Consider the following 15,346-nt stretch of genomic DNA (forward strand, 5'->3'; position numbering starts at 1 on the left):
GCTCGTCAGGCCGCGTGCCCGCGCAGGCTCGACAGGTCCGGGCGGCGATCGCCGTCGCCGCTCTCGACCCAGTCGACCAACAGGGTCAGGACGCGACGCAGCGCCGCATCCTGCTCCTGGAGCTGCTTCTCGAGCTCGGCGATGCGGCGATCGAGCGACGCTTCGGCGACGGGCGCCACAGTCTCTACGACCGTTTCGGCACGAAGCGGCCGCGCCTCGACGGGCTCCGACGGCGTCGGCGTGCCCATCGGCATCGGCGCGATGTCGCGCAGTTCGAGCGGCTCGACGAACGCATCGCTGCGGACGCGCGCGACCGGTGCCGGACCGTCATTGTCGAGATCGGCGATCACTGCCGCCAGCTCGGGCGCGCCGAAGGTGTCGATCTGCTCGATCGCGCCGAACAGCATCACCCGGCCGACGAGCTGGTTCACCCGGCGCGGAATGCCGCCCGACCAGCGATGGATCGCCGCCAGCGCGTCGTTGGTGAAACGCGGCTTGCCGCGCCACCCGACGCACGACAGGCGATGGAGCAGATAAGGCTCGACTTCATCGGCATCCATCGGCGCCAGATGGTGCATCGCGATCACGCGCTGGCGCAATTGCTCGAGCTTGCCGTCGTGCAGCGTCAGCCGGAATTCGGGCTGGCCGAGCAGGAAGATCTGGAGCAGCGCATAGCCGCCCGCCTGGAAATTGGAGAGCATGCGCAGCTCCTCCAGGCTTTCCGCCGGCAGTGCCTGCGCCTCGTCGATGATCAGCAAGGTGCGGCGGCCATCGCGCGCCACGCCATGCAGGCCATGCTCGATCGCAGCCAGCATCGCCGACTTGCTCGCGCCGTTCGCATCGATCTCGAGCCCGGCGCAGACGGTCTGGAGCAGATCCTCGGGGCGCAGCTGGGTCGAGACGATCTTGATGACGTTGAGCCGCTCTTCGTCGATCTCGCCGAGCAGATGACCCATCAGCGTGGTCTTGCCCACGCCGGGATCGCCGGTGATCACCACGAAGCCCTCGCCCTGGCTCAGCCCATAGCCGAGATAGGCCATCGCCTTGCGATGCGTCGCGGTGTCGAACCAGAAGCGCGGGTCCGGCGTAAGCTGGAACGGCCTGCCGCTCAGTCCATAATGGTCGTCGTACATTGCTTGCCTCGGCTCTAGAATCCGTAGCGCAGCCCCACCAGCGCCTGCGCCTGCGCAGTCGCGTTGGAGTCGCCTTCCCTGTCGAAACCGAACAACCCGAGCGACGCAGTCGCGCCGAGCGGTCCGAACATGTGCGTGTAAGCGGTGTTCGCGCCATAGCCCAAAATGCCCTGGGCCCCGGCGAGATCGCTATTGTACCAGCTGCCGAACACGCTCGTGCTGATCGAGCCGTTGCGGCCGACATCGCCCGAGGCGAAGAGCTGCGCATAGATGCTCTCGTCCGACGTGCCGTCGATGCTCACCCCGCCCACGCTCTGGGGCGTGAGGAAGGTGCGCCGGGCATAGCCGCCACCCACGCCGATCCGCGTGCTGCCACGGTTGAGTACGGCGACGCCGGTCACGCCGCGCGAACGATATGCCGAAGTGACGGTCGATGCGAACACCTGATTGAGGCAGCCGCCCGCCGCGGCACCGGTGGTACCGAAGATGCAGCCGCTGAACTGGTTGCCGAACGGATCGGTGGTGTTCACGAAGCTGGTCGGGAGCCGCGTCAGCGAGCCGTTGAGCTGCTGCCCGAAGGTCTCGACGCTGTCGTATACGCCGATCTGCACGCCGCTGCCGGGGCCGATCTGATAGCTCGCCGAACCGGTATAGCTCATCGAGCCGTAGCGGCGGCCGACACGCGCCTCGAGGAAGGTGCGGCGGCTGGGACGCCAGATCACGCCCGCATCCCAGAAGGTGCCGTCGAAATCATAGGCGATCCGGCGGGGCGAGGACGGGTCGGTGACGAAGCGGCCGTTGCGGTCGATCACCGGCAAACCGCCGGCCAGCAACGCGTCGCGCTGGCTGACTTCGATCTTCTCATATCCCACGCCCGCTGCGAGCGCGATGCCGCGCCCGACCGGGAGCACCACGTCACCACGAGCGAACTTGCCTTCAAAGCGCTGGTCGAGCTGCCCGGCATCCTCGCGCGTGAACGATCCGCTCGCCGTGACGCCCACCGGCAGTCCGTTGCCCGATTTCACGCCTACACTCGCGGTGGCGACATGAACCTTCGAATCGTCATAGCGATCGAGCGGCGGCGATCCGGCCGGAACGCCGGTGCCGCCATTGGGCGTCTCGACCTTGGTGTAGCCGAAGCGATAGGCGGCATTGGCGAACACCTTGCCGACATGCGTGGCGAGGCTCGGCCCGGCATAGACCGAATAGACCTGGCTGCTGTTGCTGACATTGCCCTGCGCAGTGCCCAGGGCGTCGCCGCGGATGTCGGAACGCCCACGCGTCGCGATGGCACCGCCTTCGAGCGTCAATTCGGGGGTGATCTTCGCACGCGCCTGGACAAGGCCGCTGTGCATCGAGTCGTCCGCCAGATCCTTGTCATAGGCGAAGCGGTGTTCGTACTGGTAGCTGACCTGCACTTCCACGCGGCGGGTAGTCACCTGCGCGTCGATCCCGGCGCCGACCGTCGAATAGGTCAGCACGTCGCCGCCATTGCTCAGATCCGAGACGAGCACCTGGCTCGCCTCGATATAAGGCGACACACGCGTGCGCTGGGCAGTAGCCGGCGTGGCCGCGCAGACGAATGCGACCGCGGCTGTGATGATGAGCCGGCTCACTCGCCCGCCTCCCCATAATAGTTTCCGAACCGGCGACCGCCGGGCTGGAACGAAACCGAATTGAGCAGCAGCTGGATGTGCTCGCAGCCGTCGAGGACGCTGACTGCCTCGCGCAGGTCGCTTTCGCTGGTGCGATCGGCACGGACGACGAGCATCACCTGCCCGGCCTGCGCCGCGAGCACCGCCGCGGGCGACGCGGCCAGCGCGGGCGGCGAATCGAAGATCACGATGCGGCGCGGATTGGCCTTGGCCAGCCCGTCGAGGATCGCGCGGGCGCGATCGCTCGCCAGAAGCTCGGTATCGCTGTTGGTCTTGGTGCCCGCCGGGAGCACCGACAGTTGCGGCACATCGGTATCGACGATGCAGTCCTCGACGTCCGCCGTGCCCGCCAGCGCATCGAGCAGGCCGGGGCCCTCGCGCAGTCCCAGCCGGTCGAGCACGTCGGGTTTGGCGAAATCGGCGTCGACCAGCAGGATCTCCATGTCCTTCTCGGCCGCCATCGAAAGTGCGAGGTTGATCGCGCAGAAGGTCTTGCCCTCGTCGGGCTGCGCCGAGCAGACGAGGATCATCCGCGCACGATCGGCCGCGCTGACACCGTCCTTCGCCGCCACCGCGCGTGCAGTGAGCAGTAGCTGGCGCTTCACCATGCGGAATTCTTCCGCCATCGCAGTGATCTGTCCGCCGGGGACGAGCATTCCGCCCTCGCGGAGCGCGACCCGATCGATCGATGCGGTCCGGCGGCCGGTGCGCGGTGCAGGCCGGGGCGCAGGCGCTTCGACTTCGGCAACCGTCTCGGGCGCGAAACCGCGACGCAGCTGCGGCGCTCGCGGTTCGACCGCCGGCATCTCGGGCGCGGGCTCGGGCATGCGGACGGTCAGCGTCAGCGGCTCTTCGTCCGGCGTCGAAATCGGCGCGGGCACTATGACCGGCCGCGAGAAGCCGTATTGCTCCGCCGCCCGTTCGAGCAGCGAGCCGCGATAGCGGCGCGGAGTTTCGTCGTTCATCTCAGGCCCCCATGCCACGCTGGAGGAACTCGACGCCGAGCAGCCCGACGAACGCGACGACCAGCCCCGCCAGTCCCCCCGCGAAGAGCGTCAGTCGCTTGCGGCGCAGTTCGATCTGCGCGGCGGTCAGCACCTCTGCGATCGATCCGATCACCGGCATCCCGCTCGCTTTCTCCAGCCGCGACGCGGTCGAGAAGGTCGTGGTCAGCTTGCCCAGCCCGAAGGCCGCGGCCACGCCGCCGCCCAAGCCGGCGATCAACACCGCGATCAGCAACAACGGCCGGTTGGGCGCAGTCGGCGCGCGCGGCAGCGTCGGCGGATCGACGACGTTGAACTTGACCGCATCGGTCTCGGTCTGCGCCTGGCTGCGGATGCGCACCTGCTCGCGGTCCGAGAGAAGCTTGTCATACTGGTCCTTGAGGACCTGGTATTCGCGGTCGATCTGGCCCTGCTCGGCGGCGACGCCCGGGGCTTCCGCCATCTTGGCCTCGAACTGGGCGAGATCGCTTTCGATCTGGCTCTTGCGCTGGGTGAGAGCCGCCACCGTCGAGGCCTTGTCGGCCTGCATCGATTTGAGGCTGAGATAGAGCGGGTTATTGGCCCCCGCCGCACCGCTCACGGCAGGCTCGGCGCGCGCCGCCGCCTGTGCCGCAGCGAGCTGGTTGTTGAGTGCGATCATGTCGGGATGGCTGTCGGTCCAGCCGCGGCTGCGGCCTTCGGCGAGCTGGCCCTGGATCGCCTGGAGCCGCGCGCGCGCCGGTCCGGTGACCGCGGCGCCCTGGCCTGCGACGTTCATCGGCGTGCCCGCCATCTGGCCGTTGACCGCGCTGAGACCACTCTGCGCGGCCGCAAGGTCCGACTCGATCTGCGAAAGCTGCGTGCGCGCGGCGCCGATGCGGTCGTTGAGCGAGCCGGTACCCGGCAGCGAACCGAGATAGCGCGCCGCGAAATCGGCCTTCTTGGCCTCGGCTTCCTGCAGTGCCTTCTGGCGCACGTCGAGCTGCTGGTCGAGGAAGCGCAAGGATTGCCCGCTGGCATCGCGTCCGTCGGCGAGATTCTCCTCGACGAAGATGTCGATCAGCTTCTGCGCGATCTGCTGCGCCATCTTGCCGCTCGGCGCGGTGACGGCGATCTCGAACAGATTGTCCTGCTGCGCGGTGAGCTTGATCGCCTTTTGCAGCCCCGCGATCCGATCGGCGACATCCCGGTCGCTCGACACGGTCTTGGCGAGATCGGTGCCGCGCACGACCTTGTCGAGATTGACCGCCGAAGTCAGCGTCTGGCGGACGCGATCGATGTCGCGCTGCTGCGCGGCCGCCGAAGCGCCCCCGTCGGTCGGCAGGATTTGCCGCAGCTGGACGAAGATCCGCGCCCGCGATTCATAGCTGCTCGGCATTTGCGACACGACCAGCCAGCCCGCGAGGCACAGCCCCCAGGCCACCGCCAGCGCGATCCAGCGCCGCATCCATACCGCGTGGAGCGCCACGCGCAGTTCGTCGAAAAGACTGCCCATGCCCGCGCCCTCAGAACATGCTTTCGGGGATGATCAGCACATCACCCGGTTCGAGGCGGACGTTCGCCGAGATATCCCCGTTCTTGAGCAAGTCGCCCAGACGGATCTTGTATTCGCGCTGCTTGCCGGTCTGCTGGTCGTAGCGGACGAGACGCGCGCGGTTGCCCGCGGCGAATTCGCTCAGGCCCCCCACCGCGATCATCGCGTCGAGCGCGGTCATGTTGGCGCGATAGGGGATCGACGCCGGCTTTTCGGTCGCGCCGACGACGCGGACCTGCTGGCTATACGTGCCCGAGAAATTCTCGACGATCACCGATACGATCGGATCCTTGATATATTCGCCCAACGCATATTTGAGGTCGTCCGCGAGCATCGCCGGAGTCTTGCCCACGGCGGGCATGTCGCTGATCAGTGGCGTGGTGATGCGGCCGTCGGGGCGCACCTGCACCTTTGCCGAAAGCTCGGGATTGCGCCACACGAAGACGTTGAGTTGGTCCATCGGACCGATGACATATTCCTCGCTCGGCGCCTCGCGTCCTGCGACGGCGCCCGCAGGCGGCAGTTCGGGTCGGCTCCCCCCGGAGCACCCGGACAGCAAAGCGGCAGTGACGCCAAGTCCCGCCAAAATCCTGCCAAACGACGTGAAAAACATGCTCGAGCTCCCTCCCCCGACAGGGTCGAACACGGCCAACGTCTCGGCCGCTCCCCCGTCTGGATCAGGGCAAGCTATGGTCTTCAGAGGTAAAGATAGCGTTAGGGGTGGTCGGTCCCGACCAGCAGCTCGCGCACCGGGGGATGGCCGAGGAACGCCGCGGGGCTGGCGGTGGCGCCATAGGCGCCGGAGGCGAAGATCGCGATGACGTCACCCACCGCCGCCTTGGGCAGCGCCACCCGGTCGGCCAGCCGGTCGAGCGGCGTGCAGAGGGGGCCGACGATCGTCACGGTCTCCTCCGCCGGGTCCTGCATCCGGTGCGCGACCGCTACCGGATAGTTGCGGCGGACCACCGTGCCGAAATTGCCGGTGGCGGCGAGATGATGGTTGAGCCCCCCCTCGACGATCAGGAAGGTCTCCCCCTGGCTCACCTTCCGATCGACCACGCGCGCGAGGTACACCCCCGCCTCGCCCACCAGCCAGCGCCCCAGCTCGATTGCGTAGCTGGTGCGCAGCTTCCCGATTTCTCCCGCCAGCGCCGCGCCAATGGCCTCTATATCCAGCGCCACGTCGCCCGGGAAATAGGGGATGCCGAACCCGCCGCCGAGATTGACCAAAGGCGGCGCGCGGTGCGCCTCCTCGGCGATCCGCGCCGCCAGCGCCACCGTCGCGGCCTGCGTCTCGATCACCGCTTGCGTATCGAGCGACTGCGATCCGGCGAAGATGTGCAGCCCGCGCCACTCGGCACCGCCCAGGATCAGCCGCTTCACCAATCCCGCGACGTGCTGCGCCTCGATCCCGAAGGGCGAGGCGCGCCCGCCCATCTTCATCCCCGAGCCGCGCAGCTCGAAATCGGGGTTCACGCGCACCGCCAACCTTGGTCGCATGCCCAGCATCCCGCCGATCGCCAGCGCACGTTGTCCTTCGGCCTCCGACTCGACGTTGAGCGTCACCCCTGCGCGGATCGCCAGCTCGATCTCGGCATCGCGCTTGCCGGGCCCGGCAAAGCTGATCGCGCTTGCTGCCATGACGTCGAGTGCGCGGTCCATCTCGCCTGCCGAGGCGACGTCAAGCCCATCGACGAGCGGCGCGATCGCCTTGAGCAGCGCCGGCAAGGGATTGGCCTTGATCGCATAATGCACCGCCACGCCCGGCGGCAGCGCTGCCCGCAACCGCGCGGCGCGCGCCGCGACGATGCGGAAGTCGTAGACATAGGCGGGCGTCGTCTCGTCTAGCCAGGGCAGCGCGTCGAGGTCCCGGAACTCGGGCGGGATCGGGCCGAAGGCCTTGGGGTTCATTCTCTCCCCTCCCTGCAAGGGAGGGGCCGGGGGTGGGTGCGCGGCGCAGCCGCGCGTTCAGCAATGAACACGGAAACGAGGCATCGAGCCTCGCTTCCGTGTACCCACCCCTTGATCCCCTCCCTTGCAGGGAGGGGAGAAAGCACATGATCCGCCCCGATCATTGCAACGCCGCCTTCAGCGCAGTTCGATCCAATTTCCCATTGGCATTGCGCGGCAATTCCTCCCGCCAGTCATACCGCGCCGGCTGCATGAAGCTCGGCAATTCCCGCCGCAGCCGCTCGCGCAGATCGTGTTCGCGACTGCCATCCCCGCGCACCACCACCACGATCGCCTGCCCCAGCCGCTCGTCCGCGACACCGAACGCCGCCGCCTCGGCCACTTCGCCACCGCTCAGCACCGCATCCTCGATCTCGGTGGGGCTGATCCGGTTGCCGGCGCTCTTGATCATCTCGTCGTCGCGCCCGACGAAGCGGAGCAGCCCGTCCGCATCCTCCACCACATTGTCCCCCGACCACACCGCCATGCCCCCGCTTGTGGCGAATTCGGGCGCCGGACGGAAGCGCTGCGCGGTGCGCTCCTCATCTTGCCAATAGCCCTGCGCCACCAGCGGCCCCGCATGCACCAGCTCGCCCGTCTCGCCGGGCGCGGCACGGCTGCCGTCGGGCCGCACCACGAGTATCTCGGCAAAGGGGATAGCCCGCCCGATCGACTCCGGATGCGCATCGACCAGCGCAGGCTCCAGAAACGTCGAGCGAAACGCCTCGGTCAGCCCGTACATCGGATAGAGATCGGCTTCGGGAAAACGCGCGCGCAGCCCGCGCACCAGCCGCGGCGTCAGCGCCCCTCCCGAATTGGTCAGCCGCTTCAACCGAGCCGCGGTGTCCGCCGGCCATTCCGCCTCGAGCAATTGCACCCATAGCGGCGGCACGCCAGCGAGGCTGGTGACGTCATGGCGCTCGACGGCCTTCACTACGTCGCGCGCGGTCAGATAATCGAGCGGGATCAGCCGACCGCCTGCGGCCCAGGTCGAGAAGAGCTGGTTCTGCCCGTAATCGAAGCTAAGCGGCAGCACGCCGAGTACACGATCCTCAGATTTGATATTAAGATAATGCGCCACGCTGATGGCACCGAGCCATAAATTGGCGTGGCTGAGCATCACACCCTTGGGCCTGCCGGTCGACCCCGAGGTATAGAGGATCGCCGCCAACGAAGCGGGATCGGCGTTCGAGGGCGGCAGCACATCGCCCGAGCCAAGCGCCTCCTCGGGGACGATCCGGCAGTCGGCAGGCACGTCGCCCGGCTCCAGCGCCGCGGTCCGCGCCGCCTGGGTCACCAATATCCGCGCACCGCTATCGGCGAGGATATGCGCCACCTGCGCACGCTTGAGCATCGGGTTGATCGGCACATGCACCAGCCCCGCACGCGGCGCCGCCAGCGGCATCAGGCACGCCGTCCGCGTCTTGGGCAGCCAGGTCGCGACGCGATCCCCCGCCGTCAGCCCCTGCCCCGCCAGCGCGTGGGCAATACCGCCGACACGCGCCTCCAGCTCGGCATAGCTGAGCGTTCCCGCCCGATCCTCGAGCGCCACGGCCTCCGCTGCGCCGCGCATCGGCAGCGCGTCTATCGGTTTCGGAACGGGATCGAGCTGGACCATCGCGTCCGACCTTAGCCTTGGCAGCGCACCCGCCAAGCCTTACGGAGGCGAAAAATCGCTCGCAGGGGATATGCATTGCAGCGCGAAGGGTTCGCAGAGGTTGAAGACGCCGTGCGCGGGGTGCTGCGCGACGTGTTGGGATTGAGCGAGGAACGCGCCCGCGCATTCCACGAGGACACGCCCCTGTTCGGCGCGCTGCCCGAGCTCGATTCGCTTGCGGTGGCGGGCGTGCTCACCGAGATCGAGGACCGGCTCGGCATCCTGATCGAAGACGACGAAGTCGATGGCGAGATGCTCGAGACCTTCGGCGCCCTCGCTCGCTTCGCCGCCGACAAGGCGCTCGGTTGATCGACCATTATGACTGGGCCGGCGGGCGCGAGGCGATGCTTCGCTTCGGTCCCGATACCGGCCCGGTCGTAGTCGCGGCGCTTCCCTTGTTCGAGGAAGCCAATCGTACGCGGGCGTTCGTCGTGACGATCCTGCGCGCGCTTGCGGAGCGCGGGATAGCCAGCGCGCTGCCGGATCTTCCCGGTCAGGGCGAAAGCCTCGTGCCGTTGCGCGCGCTTTCGATCCTGAAGATGCAAGACGCCTATGCATCGGCCGTCGAGGTTTTCGACCGGGAAGGGCGGCGAGCCTATGCGGCTTCGATCCGGAGCGGCACATTGCTGGATGCGCTGGGCCTGATGTTCGGCCGCTGGCATTTCGCACCAGTCGAAGGGGCGCAATTGCTCCGCGAACTCACCCGCATCAAACAGGCCGAGATCGGCCCATCCCGGCGGCTCGGCGATTGCTGGTTCTTCGATGGCAACCTCCCCGAGGACGCCGAAGACCCACCAATCGAGATCGCAGGCAATCTCATCTCCACCGACATCCTCACCGAGTTGACGGTCAAGACGCCATTCTCCAGCGACGACGCGCCGGAAATCCCCCATCGCACCGTTCGGCTCGAAAGTGACCCAAAGCCCGCCGATCTCAGACTGCCGGGCGCTCCGCTATGGCGCCGCGCCGAGCCCGACAACGATCCCGCGCTCGCGACCTTGCTCGCCGACGACATCGCCGCATGGGTGCGCGCATGCGAAGGCTGATCGAATTTCCCTGCGCCGGCGAGACGCTGTTCGGCACGCTCGACGAAGCCCCCGGCTCCACCGGGCTGCTGATCGTCTCGGGCGGCAATGAGATCCGCATCGGCGCGCATCGCGGCATGGCGCAACTCGCCGCGCGTGTCGCCGAGGCCGGACACCCGGTGTTCCGCTACGATCGTCGCGGCATCGGCGACTCGACCGGCGAGAATCAGGGCTTCGAGAGCAGCGCCGAAGACCTCGCCGCCGCTGCGGCGACGTTCCGCGCGCAGACCGGCGTCACCCGCGTCGTCGCTTATGGTAATTGCGATGCCGCCACCGCGCTCGCATTCTTCCACTCCGCGGCCGGCGTGGACGCGCTGCTTCTCGCCAACCCCTGGCTGATCGAGCCGACCGACGACCTGCCCCCCGCCGCCGCCATCCGGGCGCGGTACGCCGAGCGCCTGCGCGACCCGCGGGAGTGGTTGAGGCTCCTGCGCGGTGGCGTGAATGTTCGCAAGTTGATCAGTGGCTTGATCAAGGCTTCTGCCAACCGACTTCAGCAGCCCGACGGCCTTCCCATCCGCCTTGCCGCCGCGCTCGCGCAGACGGAGGTGCCGGTCACCATCCTTCTGGCAACGGGCGACAACACCGCCCTCGCCTTCCACGACGCTTGGCGCGGGCCCGCCTTCGGCGCCGCGCGCGCAAAGGCGCGGATCGAGGAACGCGACAGCGCCAGCCACAGCTTTGCCTCGATCGACGACAAAAACTGGGTATTCGAGCGGGTTATCGCCGCTCTCTGATTTTCTATCTCAACATTTGGCTGTGGGACCGTCGGGTGCTGCCGAAGTGTTTTTCGCCTAACCTTTACTAACCTTTCGGCTCACTCCGCAGCTTCGGCCACCTGCTCGAAATCGCTCTCGGCGAGGAAGCGCTCGGCGTCGAGCGCAGCCATGCACCCGGTGCCCGCCGCGGTGATCGCCTGGCGGTAATGCTTGTCCATCACGTCGCCGCACGCGAACACACCGGGGACGTTGGTCCGCGTCGTGCCCTTGTCGACGGTGATATAGCCATCATCGTCGAGCGCGATATGGCCGCGGAACAGCTCGGTCGCCGGATGATGCCCGATCGCGACGAACCCGCCGTCCACCTCGAGCGTCGAGACCTCGCCGGTCACCATGTCCTTGAGCTCGATGCCGACGAGGCCCGCAACGCCGCCGCCATCGATGAAGCGCTCGACCTTCTTGTTCCAGAGGGTCGTGATCTTGTCGTTGGCGAACAGCCGCTGCTGGAGGATCTTCTCGGCGCGCAGGCTGTCGCGACGGTGGATCAAGGTCACGTCGTGGCTATGATTGGTGAGGTAGAGCGCCTCTTCGACCGCAGTGTTGCCGCCGCCGATCACCGCGACCTTCTTGCCTCGGAAGAAGAAGCCGTCGCAGGTCGCGCAGGCACTGACGCCCTTGCCCTTCAACAGCTCTTCCGAATCGAGCCCGAGCCACTTGGCCTGCGCACCGGTGGCGATCACGAGAGTGTCGCCGATATAGACGGTGCCGCTGTCGCCCACCATGCGGAACGGCCGCTGGCTGACATCCACCTCGACGATCGTGTCCCACAGCATCTGCGCGCCGACATGTTCGGCCTGCGCCTGCATCTCCTGCATCAGCCACGGGCCCTGGATCACTTCACGGAAGCCGGGATAATTCTCGACATCGGTGGTGGTCATCAATTGGCCGCCGGGCTGGATGCCCTGCACCACGATCGGCGCGAGGCCGGCACGCGCACCGTAGATGGCGGCGGAGAGCCCGGCGGGCCCCGAGCCGAGGATGAGCATGCGAGTCGAATGGGTAGCGGTCATGTCGTGTCCAGAATCTGTATTGCCGCATCTAGGGGGTCGGCATCGTCCGACGCAACATGGGTTGCGCTTCCCCACCCGCCGACAAATCAAATCTGTGGATGAGTGAAGCCTGCCCCTCGATAAAAAAGGGCCCACCCCCGGGGGAAGGGGTGGGCCCATCGGGGGAGACCCCTGGGGTTCGTTAGAAGTTGAGCGTCGCTCCCACTGCGATCTGGCGGCCGAGCGAGTCGTACCGCGCCGACAGCGTGTTGCTGCGCGACAGGCCGTAATTGTACGAATTCGGCAGGATCGGCGGCGTCTTGTCAAACAGGTTGTTCGCCGAGATCCGGAACGAATAGGCCTTGTTCACACGGAAGCTGAGCGCCAGGTCGATATAGTCGTAGGGATCGATCCGGTAGAAAGTCGCCCGCTCGCCCGCCGCGGTCCAGCCAAGCGCCGGATCGCCCGAGTTCGTCACATTGGTGAGCGGCCCCAGATGGCGCCAATTCACCGACGCGCTGAAGAACTGGTCGGCAGTGGTGTAGGTGGTACGGAGCGCATGGGTCCATTTCGGGATCAGCTGGCCGCAGCCGCCGCCATAATAGCCGGCGCAATTATACTTCGGCAGGATCGGCGAATCCTGGCCGCCCGCGAGGGTGGTCAGCGAGCCCATGAAGTCGAAGTCGAGCCGGCCCGCGCCGCCCAGCGGAAGCGCGTACTGGCCCTGGAAGTCCCAGCCGTGCGACTTGCTCTTATAGTAATTGGTCGTGCCGCCCCGGAGATAGCCGGTGGACGGATTGCCGGCCGGCGCGCTGTACAGCGTGCCATTGGCGTTGCGCACGAACATCCGGCAGAAGAAGTCGTTGCCGGTGGCAAGGCACCCGTTCGAGAAATAATCGTAGTCGTTATAGCCGATCGAGTCGTTCAGATCGATCATGAAGCGGTCGGCCGACAGCGTCAGACCCGGCAGGAACCGCGGCCGCAGCACGACGCCGAAGGTCTTGGTATAGGCCGTTTCCGGATCGACGGTGAAGCCGCCCCGGCGCACCGTGCATCCGACGTCGGTCGGGCACAGCAGCGTGGGGCTGCCATAGAGGTTGGCAGCCAGCCCCGTAGCGGCGCACACCGCTTGCGACGCCTGAGGAGCACCATAGACCGGAACCTGCTGACCCGTATTCGGGTCGGTCGTGGTCCCCACGCGCGTGGGTGCGCAGATGTCGTTATACGCGGTCGTGATGCGGTCGTAGCTGATGTTGCTGCCCTGATACGCCTCGACCACGGTTGGGGCGCGCTGGGCGCGGTTGATCGAGCCGCGGAAGGTGATGTCCGGGATCGGCGCCCACAGAGCTTCCGCCTTCCAGGTCGAGAACTTTTCCGGGTTGCTGCTGTATTTGGAGAGGCGATACGCGCCGTTGAACTGCAGCAGGTCGGCGAACGGCTTGTGCTGCGCGATCGGCACCTGGAGCTCGACATTGCCTTCCCAGACATGCTGCGAAAGGCTCTGATCGGTTCCGCCCATATTGTCGCGCCACAGCTGGTCGGCAGTGCCCTCGAGCCGGTCTTCGCGGAATTCCGCGCCGAACGCGATCGCCACGCCCTGCTCCGCCCATGGGCTCTTGATGCCATAGGTGCCGAGGTCGCCCTGCACCGTCGCGAGGACGTTGTAGAGCTTGTTGACCGTGCTCTGGGTGCCGTAGCTGTCACGGACCAGATAATCGAACACGGCGCTATTGTTGACGGTCGAGCGCGAGCTGAACGGATCGAGCGGAAGGCAGCCATCGGCCGCGCCCGAGGCGCAGGTCGGCACGCCGCCCACGCTGACGACATTCAGTGCGTTGTTGACGCGATCGACGGACGGGAACGACCAGCTCCAGTCCTGCTGGTTGCGCGCATAGACGCCGCCGACATCATAGCTCCAGCCCTCGGCGAAATCGCCGCGGACGCCGCCGGTGATACGCAGCCCCTCGTTCAGATAGCGGTCCTCGAGGTCCGGCACGCCGCTGAAGCGATAGCGCAGCTCGATCGGCACCATTGCATTGGTTCCGGCCTGCGCACCGCAGATCACCTGCGCCTGCGAGGCGGAGAGGAACGGGTTGTTGCAGTTCACCTGATAGGGCGCGGAGCCGAAGGCAGTGTAGCTGTAGATGCGCGCGGGGAAGCCATTGGCCGACTTGTCGTGGAACCACATGCCGCTGGCATAGAGCTCCGCCGCGTCCGAGATCTCGAACGACGCGAAGCCACCGGCATTCCAGCGCTCGTTCCCGCGCTGGAAGGAATAGTCGCTATAGGGATTGGCTGCGACTGCATCCGAAAAGGGGACGAAAGTGCGGCTGCCGTCCGGATTGTTGACATATTGGTTGCCGTTATTGGCGCCCGTCCGCGGCGACACGTAACCATGATAGCTGTAGGTCGAGGTCGAGCAAGCCAGCGGGCCGTCCTTGACGTTCTCGATCAGCTGGCAACCCGCAGTCTCGCGTGCCTCGTTGGGCACGAGTTCGCCCTTGCGATAATTGACATAGCCGGAGACGCGGAAGCGGTCGTCGAACAGCTTGGTGCCCGCAGTCAACGACAGGTCGACGCGGCCGCCATCGACGGCAAGGCCGTGGCTGGGCTGCCCGAAGCCGTATCGGCTGGCGACCTGCGAAACGAGGCCCGGCTGATTGTCGTGCGCGTAGAAATTGTAGTTCGCGTTGAGCTGGATGCCCTCGAAATCGTTCTTCATGATGAAGTTGACGACACCGGCGACCGCGTCCGAACCGTACACCGCCGAGGCGCCGCCGGTCAGTACGTCGACGCGCTGTATCAGCGCGGTCGGGATCATGTTGACGTCGACGCCGTTCATCGTGCCGACGCGCTTGCCGTCGATCAGGGTCAGCGTACGCTCGAAGCCGAGATTGCGCAGCTTGACGCGCTGGCGGCCGTCCGAATCCTGATAATTCTGCTGGCTGTCGGGCGCGATCTGCGGAATGCGGTTGAGCACTTCCTCGATGTTCACCGCCGCCTGGGCGCGGATCGATTCGGAAGTGACCGAGGTGATCGGCGCCGCGGCCGTCATGTTGGGACGCGTGATGCGGCTGCCGGTGACGATAATGTCCCCGCTTTGCACCTCGCCTGCATTCTCGTCCTGCGCGGCCGCGGCACTGGTCGGAGTGTCGGCTTCCTGCGCCATCGCAGGCGCCGCGAACATACCCGCAAAGCAGGTCGTGCTCAGTAGCAATCGATTCAAACGTGACATCCGGTGACCCCTTTATGTTGATCGGCTGTCGATATGCGTTGGCTCCTCGCGGCACGCCGTTTTCGGCGCCAACCGCAAGGCCTCTGCTTCGGCCATCTGCAGCCGGATCCGAACCTATCGATCAGGCGCCGGCGCGAGCCTGCCGCAGCCACCGTGGCTTTCCCGAGCCTTGAGTGATTGCGCCACGATGTGCACGCGCCAGCAACATAATAAAGTTGTCATATATGAAATGACATTTCAATACCAAAAAGCGCTTTGGTGCTATGCTTTCGGCGGAATAAGCGTACCAAGGGCAATATTGGGCGCCTATCCGCACGATGGATTATGCATGCGCGCAGCCGCAGGC

General features: G+C 66.5%; 12 protein-coding genes. 3 read left to right on the plus strand and 9 right to left on the minus strand.

Annotated features, from left to right (window positions below):
• Positions 1-5 precede the first annotated feature (5 nt).
• The 7 genes from BR78_RS0104430 to BR78_RS0104460 form a co-directional block, all read right to left on the minus strand.
• Positions 6-1,133 (minus strand): AAA family ATPase, encoded by a 1,128-nt coding sequence (locus BR78_RS0104430; protein WP_025587455.1) that lies wholly within the window; start codon positions 1,131-1,133, stop codon positions 6-8.
• Positions 1,134-1,147: 14 nt separating this feature from the next.
• The gene (locus BR78_RS0104435) at positions 1,148-2,749 is read right to left on the minus strand and encodes a hypothetical protein (RefSeq protein WP_025587453.1); all 1,602 of its coding nucleotides are present in this window, start codon (positions 2,747-2,749) and stop codon (positions 1,148-1,150) included.
• Positions 2,746-3,753, minus strand: a complete 1,008-nt coding sequence (locus BR78_RS0104440; protein ID WP_025587451.1) for an AAA family ATPase — start codon at positions 3,751-3,753, stop codon at positions 2,746-2,748. The genes BR78_RS0104435 and BR78_RS0104440 overlap by 4 nt, the downstream gene beginning before the upstream one ends.
• 1 nt (position 3,754) lies before the next feature.
• On the minus strand, positions 3,755-5,266 hold the full coding sequence (locus BR78_RS0104445; protein WP_025587449.1) for an XrtA system polysaccharide chain length determinant: 1,512 nt from the start codon (positions 5,264-5,266) through the stop codon (positions 3,755-3,757).
• Between the two features lie 10 nt (positions 5,267-5,276).
• Positions 5,277-5,918: an XrtA/PEP-CTERM system exopolysaccharide export protein gene (locus BR78_RS0104450; RefSeq protein WP_025587448.1), complete on the minus strand. Its 642-nt coding sequence runs from the start codon at positions 5,916-5,918 to the stop codon at positions 5,277-5,279.
• A gap of 101 nt (positions 5,919-6,019) precedes the next feature.
• Positions 6,020-7,216 (minus strand): pyridoxal-dependent decarboxylase, exosortase A system-associated, encoded by a 1,197-nt coding sequence (locus BR78_RS0104455; protein WP_037565943.1) that lies wholly within the window; start codon positions 7,214-7,216, stop codon positions 6,020-6,022.
• Positions 7,217-7,376: 160 nt separating this feature from the next.
• The gene (locus BR78_RS0104460; RefSeq protein ID WP_025587472.1) at positions 7,377-8,873 is read right to left on the minus strand and encodes an acyl-CoA ligase (AMP-forming), exosortase A system-associated; all 1,497 of its coding nucleotides are present in this window, start codon (positions 8,871-8,873) and stop codon (positions 7,377-7,379) included.
• Positions 8,874-8,948: 75 nt separating this feature from the next.
• Here BR78_RS0104460 and BR78_RS0104465 point away from each other — a divergent pair, with 75 nt between their 5' ends.
• The 3 genes from BR78_RS0104465 to BR78_RS0104475 are packed head-to-tail and all read left to right on the plus strand — an operon-like array spanning position 8,949 to position 10,734.
• Positions 8,949-9,221: an acyl carrier protein gene (locus BR78_RS0104465; RefSeq protein WP_025587474.1), complete on the plus strand. Its 273-nt coding sequence runs from the start codon at positions 8,949-8,951 to the stop codon at positions 9,219-9,221.
• Positions 9,218-9,958 carry a hypothetical protein gene (locus BR78_RS0104470; protein ID WP_025587475.1) on the plus strand — a complete coding sequence of 247 codons (741 nt, stop codon included), beginning with the start codon at positions 9,218-9,220 and terminating at the stop codon, positions 9,956-9,958. Before BR78_RS0104465 ends, BR78_RS0104470 begins: the two co-directional genes overlap by 4 nt.
• Entirely contained in the window at positions 9,946-10,734 is a 789-nt protein-coding gene (locus tag BR78_RS0104475; RefSeq protein ID WP_029728623.1) for a hydrolase 1, exosortase A system-associated, read from the plus strand. Before BR78_RS0104470 ends, BR78_RS0104475 begins: the two co-directional genes overlap by 13 nt.
• Before the next feature lie 80 nt (positions 10,735-10,814).
• Here BR78_RS0104475 and trxB read toward each other — a convergent pair whose 3' ends face one another.
• Together trxB and BR78_RS0104485 are read right to left on the minus strand one after the other, a co-directional pair.
• Positions 10,815-11,786 carry a thioredoxin-disulfide reductase gene (gene trxB, locus BR78_RS0104480; RefSeq protein WP_025587477.1) on the minus strand — a complete coding sequence of 324 codons (972 nt, stop codon included), beginning with the start codon at positions 11,784-11,786 and terminating at the stop codon, positions 10,815-10,817.
• A 181-nt stretch (positions 11,787-11,967) separates the two neighbouring features.
• A complete protein-coding gene (locus BR78_RS0104485; RefSeq protein WP_231478148.1) occupies positions 11,968-15,000 on the minus strand; it encodes a TonB-dependent receptor domain-containing protein in 3,033 nt (1,010 codons plus the stop codon).
• Positions 15,001-15,346: the final 346 nt, after the last annotated feature.

It is taken from the genome of Sphingomonas sp. UNC305MFCol5.2, from assembly GCF_000712135.1.
In the GTDB taxonomy this organism is placed as follows: domain Bacteria; phylum Pseudomonadota; class Alphaproteobacteria; order Sphingomonadales; family Sphingomonadaceae; genus Sphingomonas.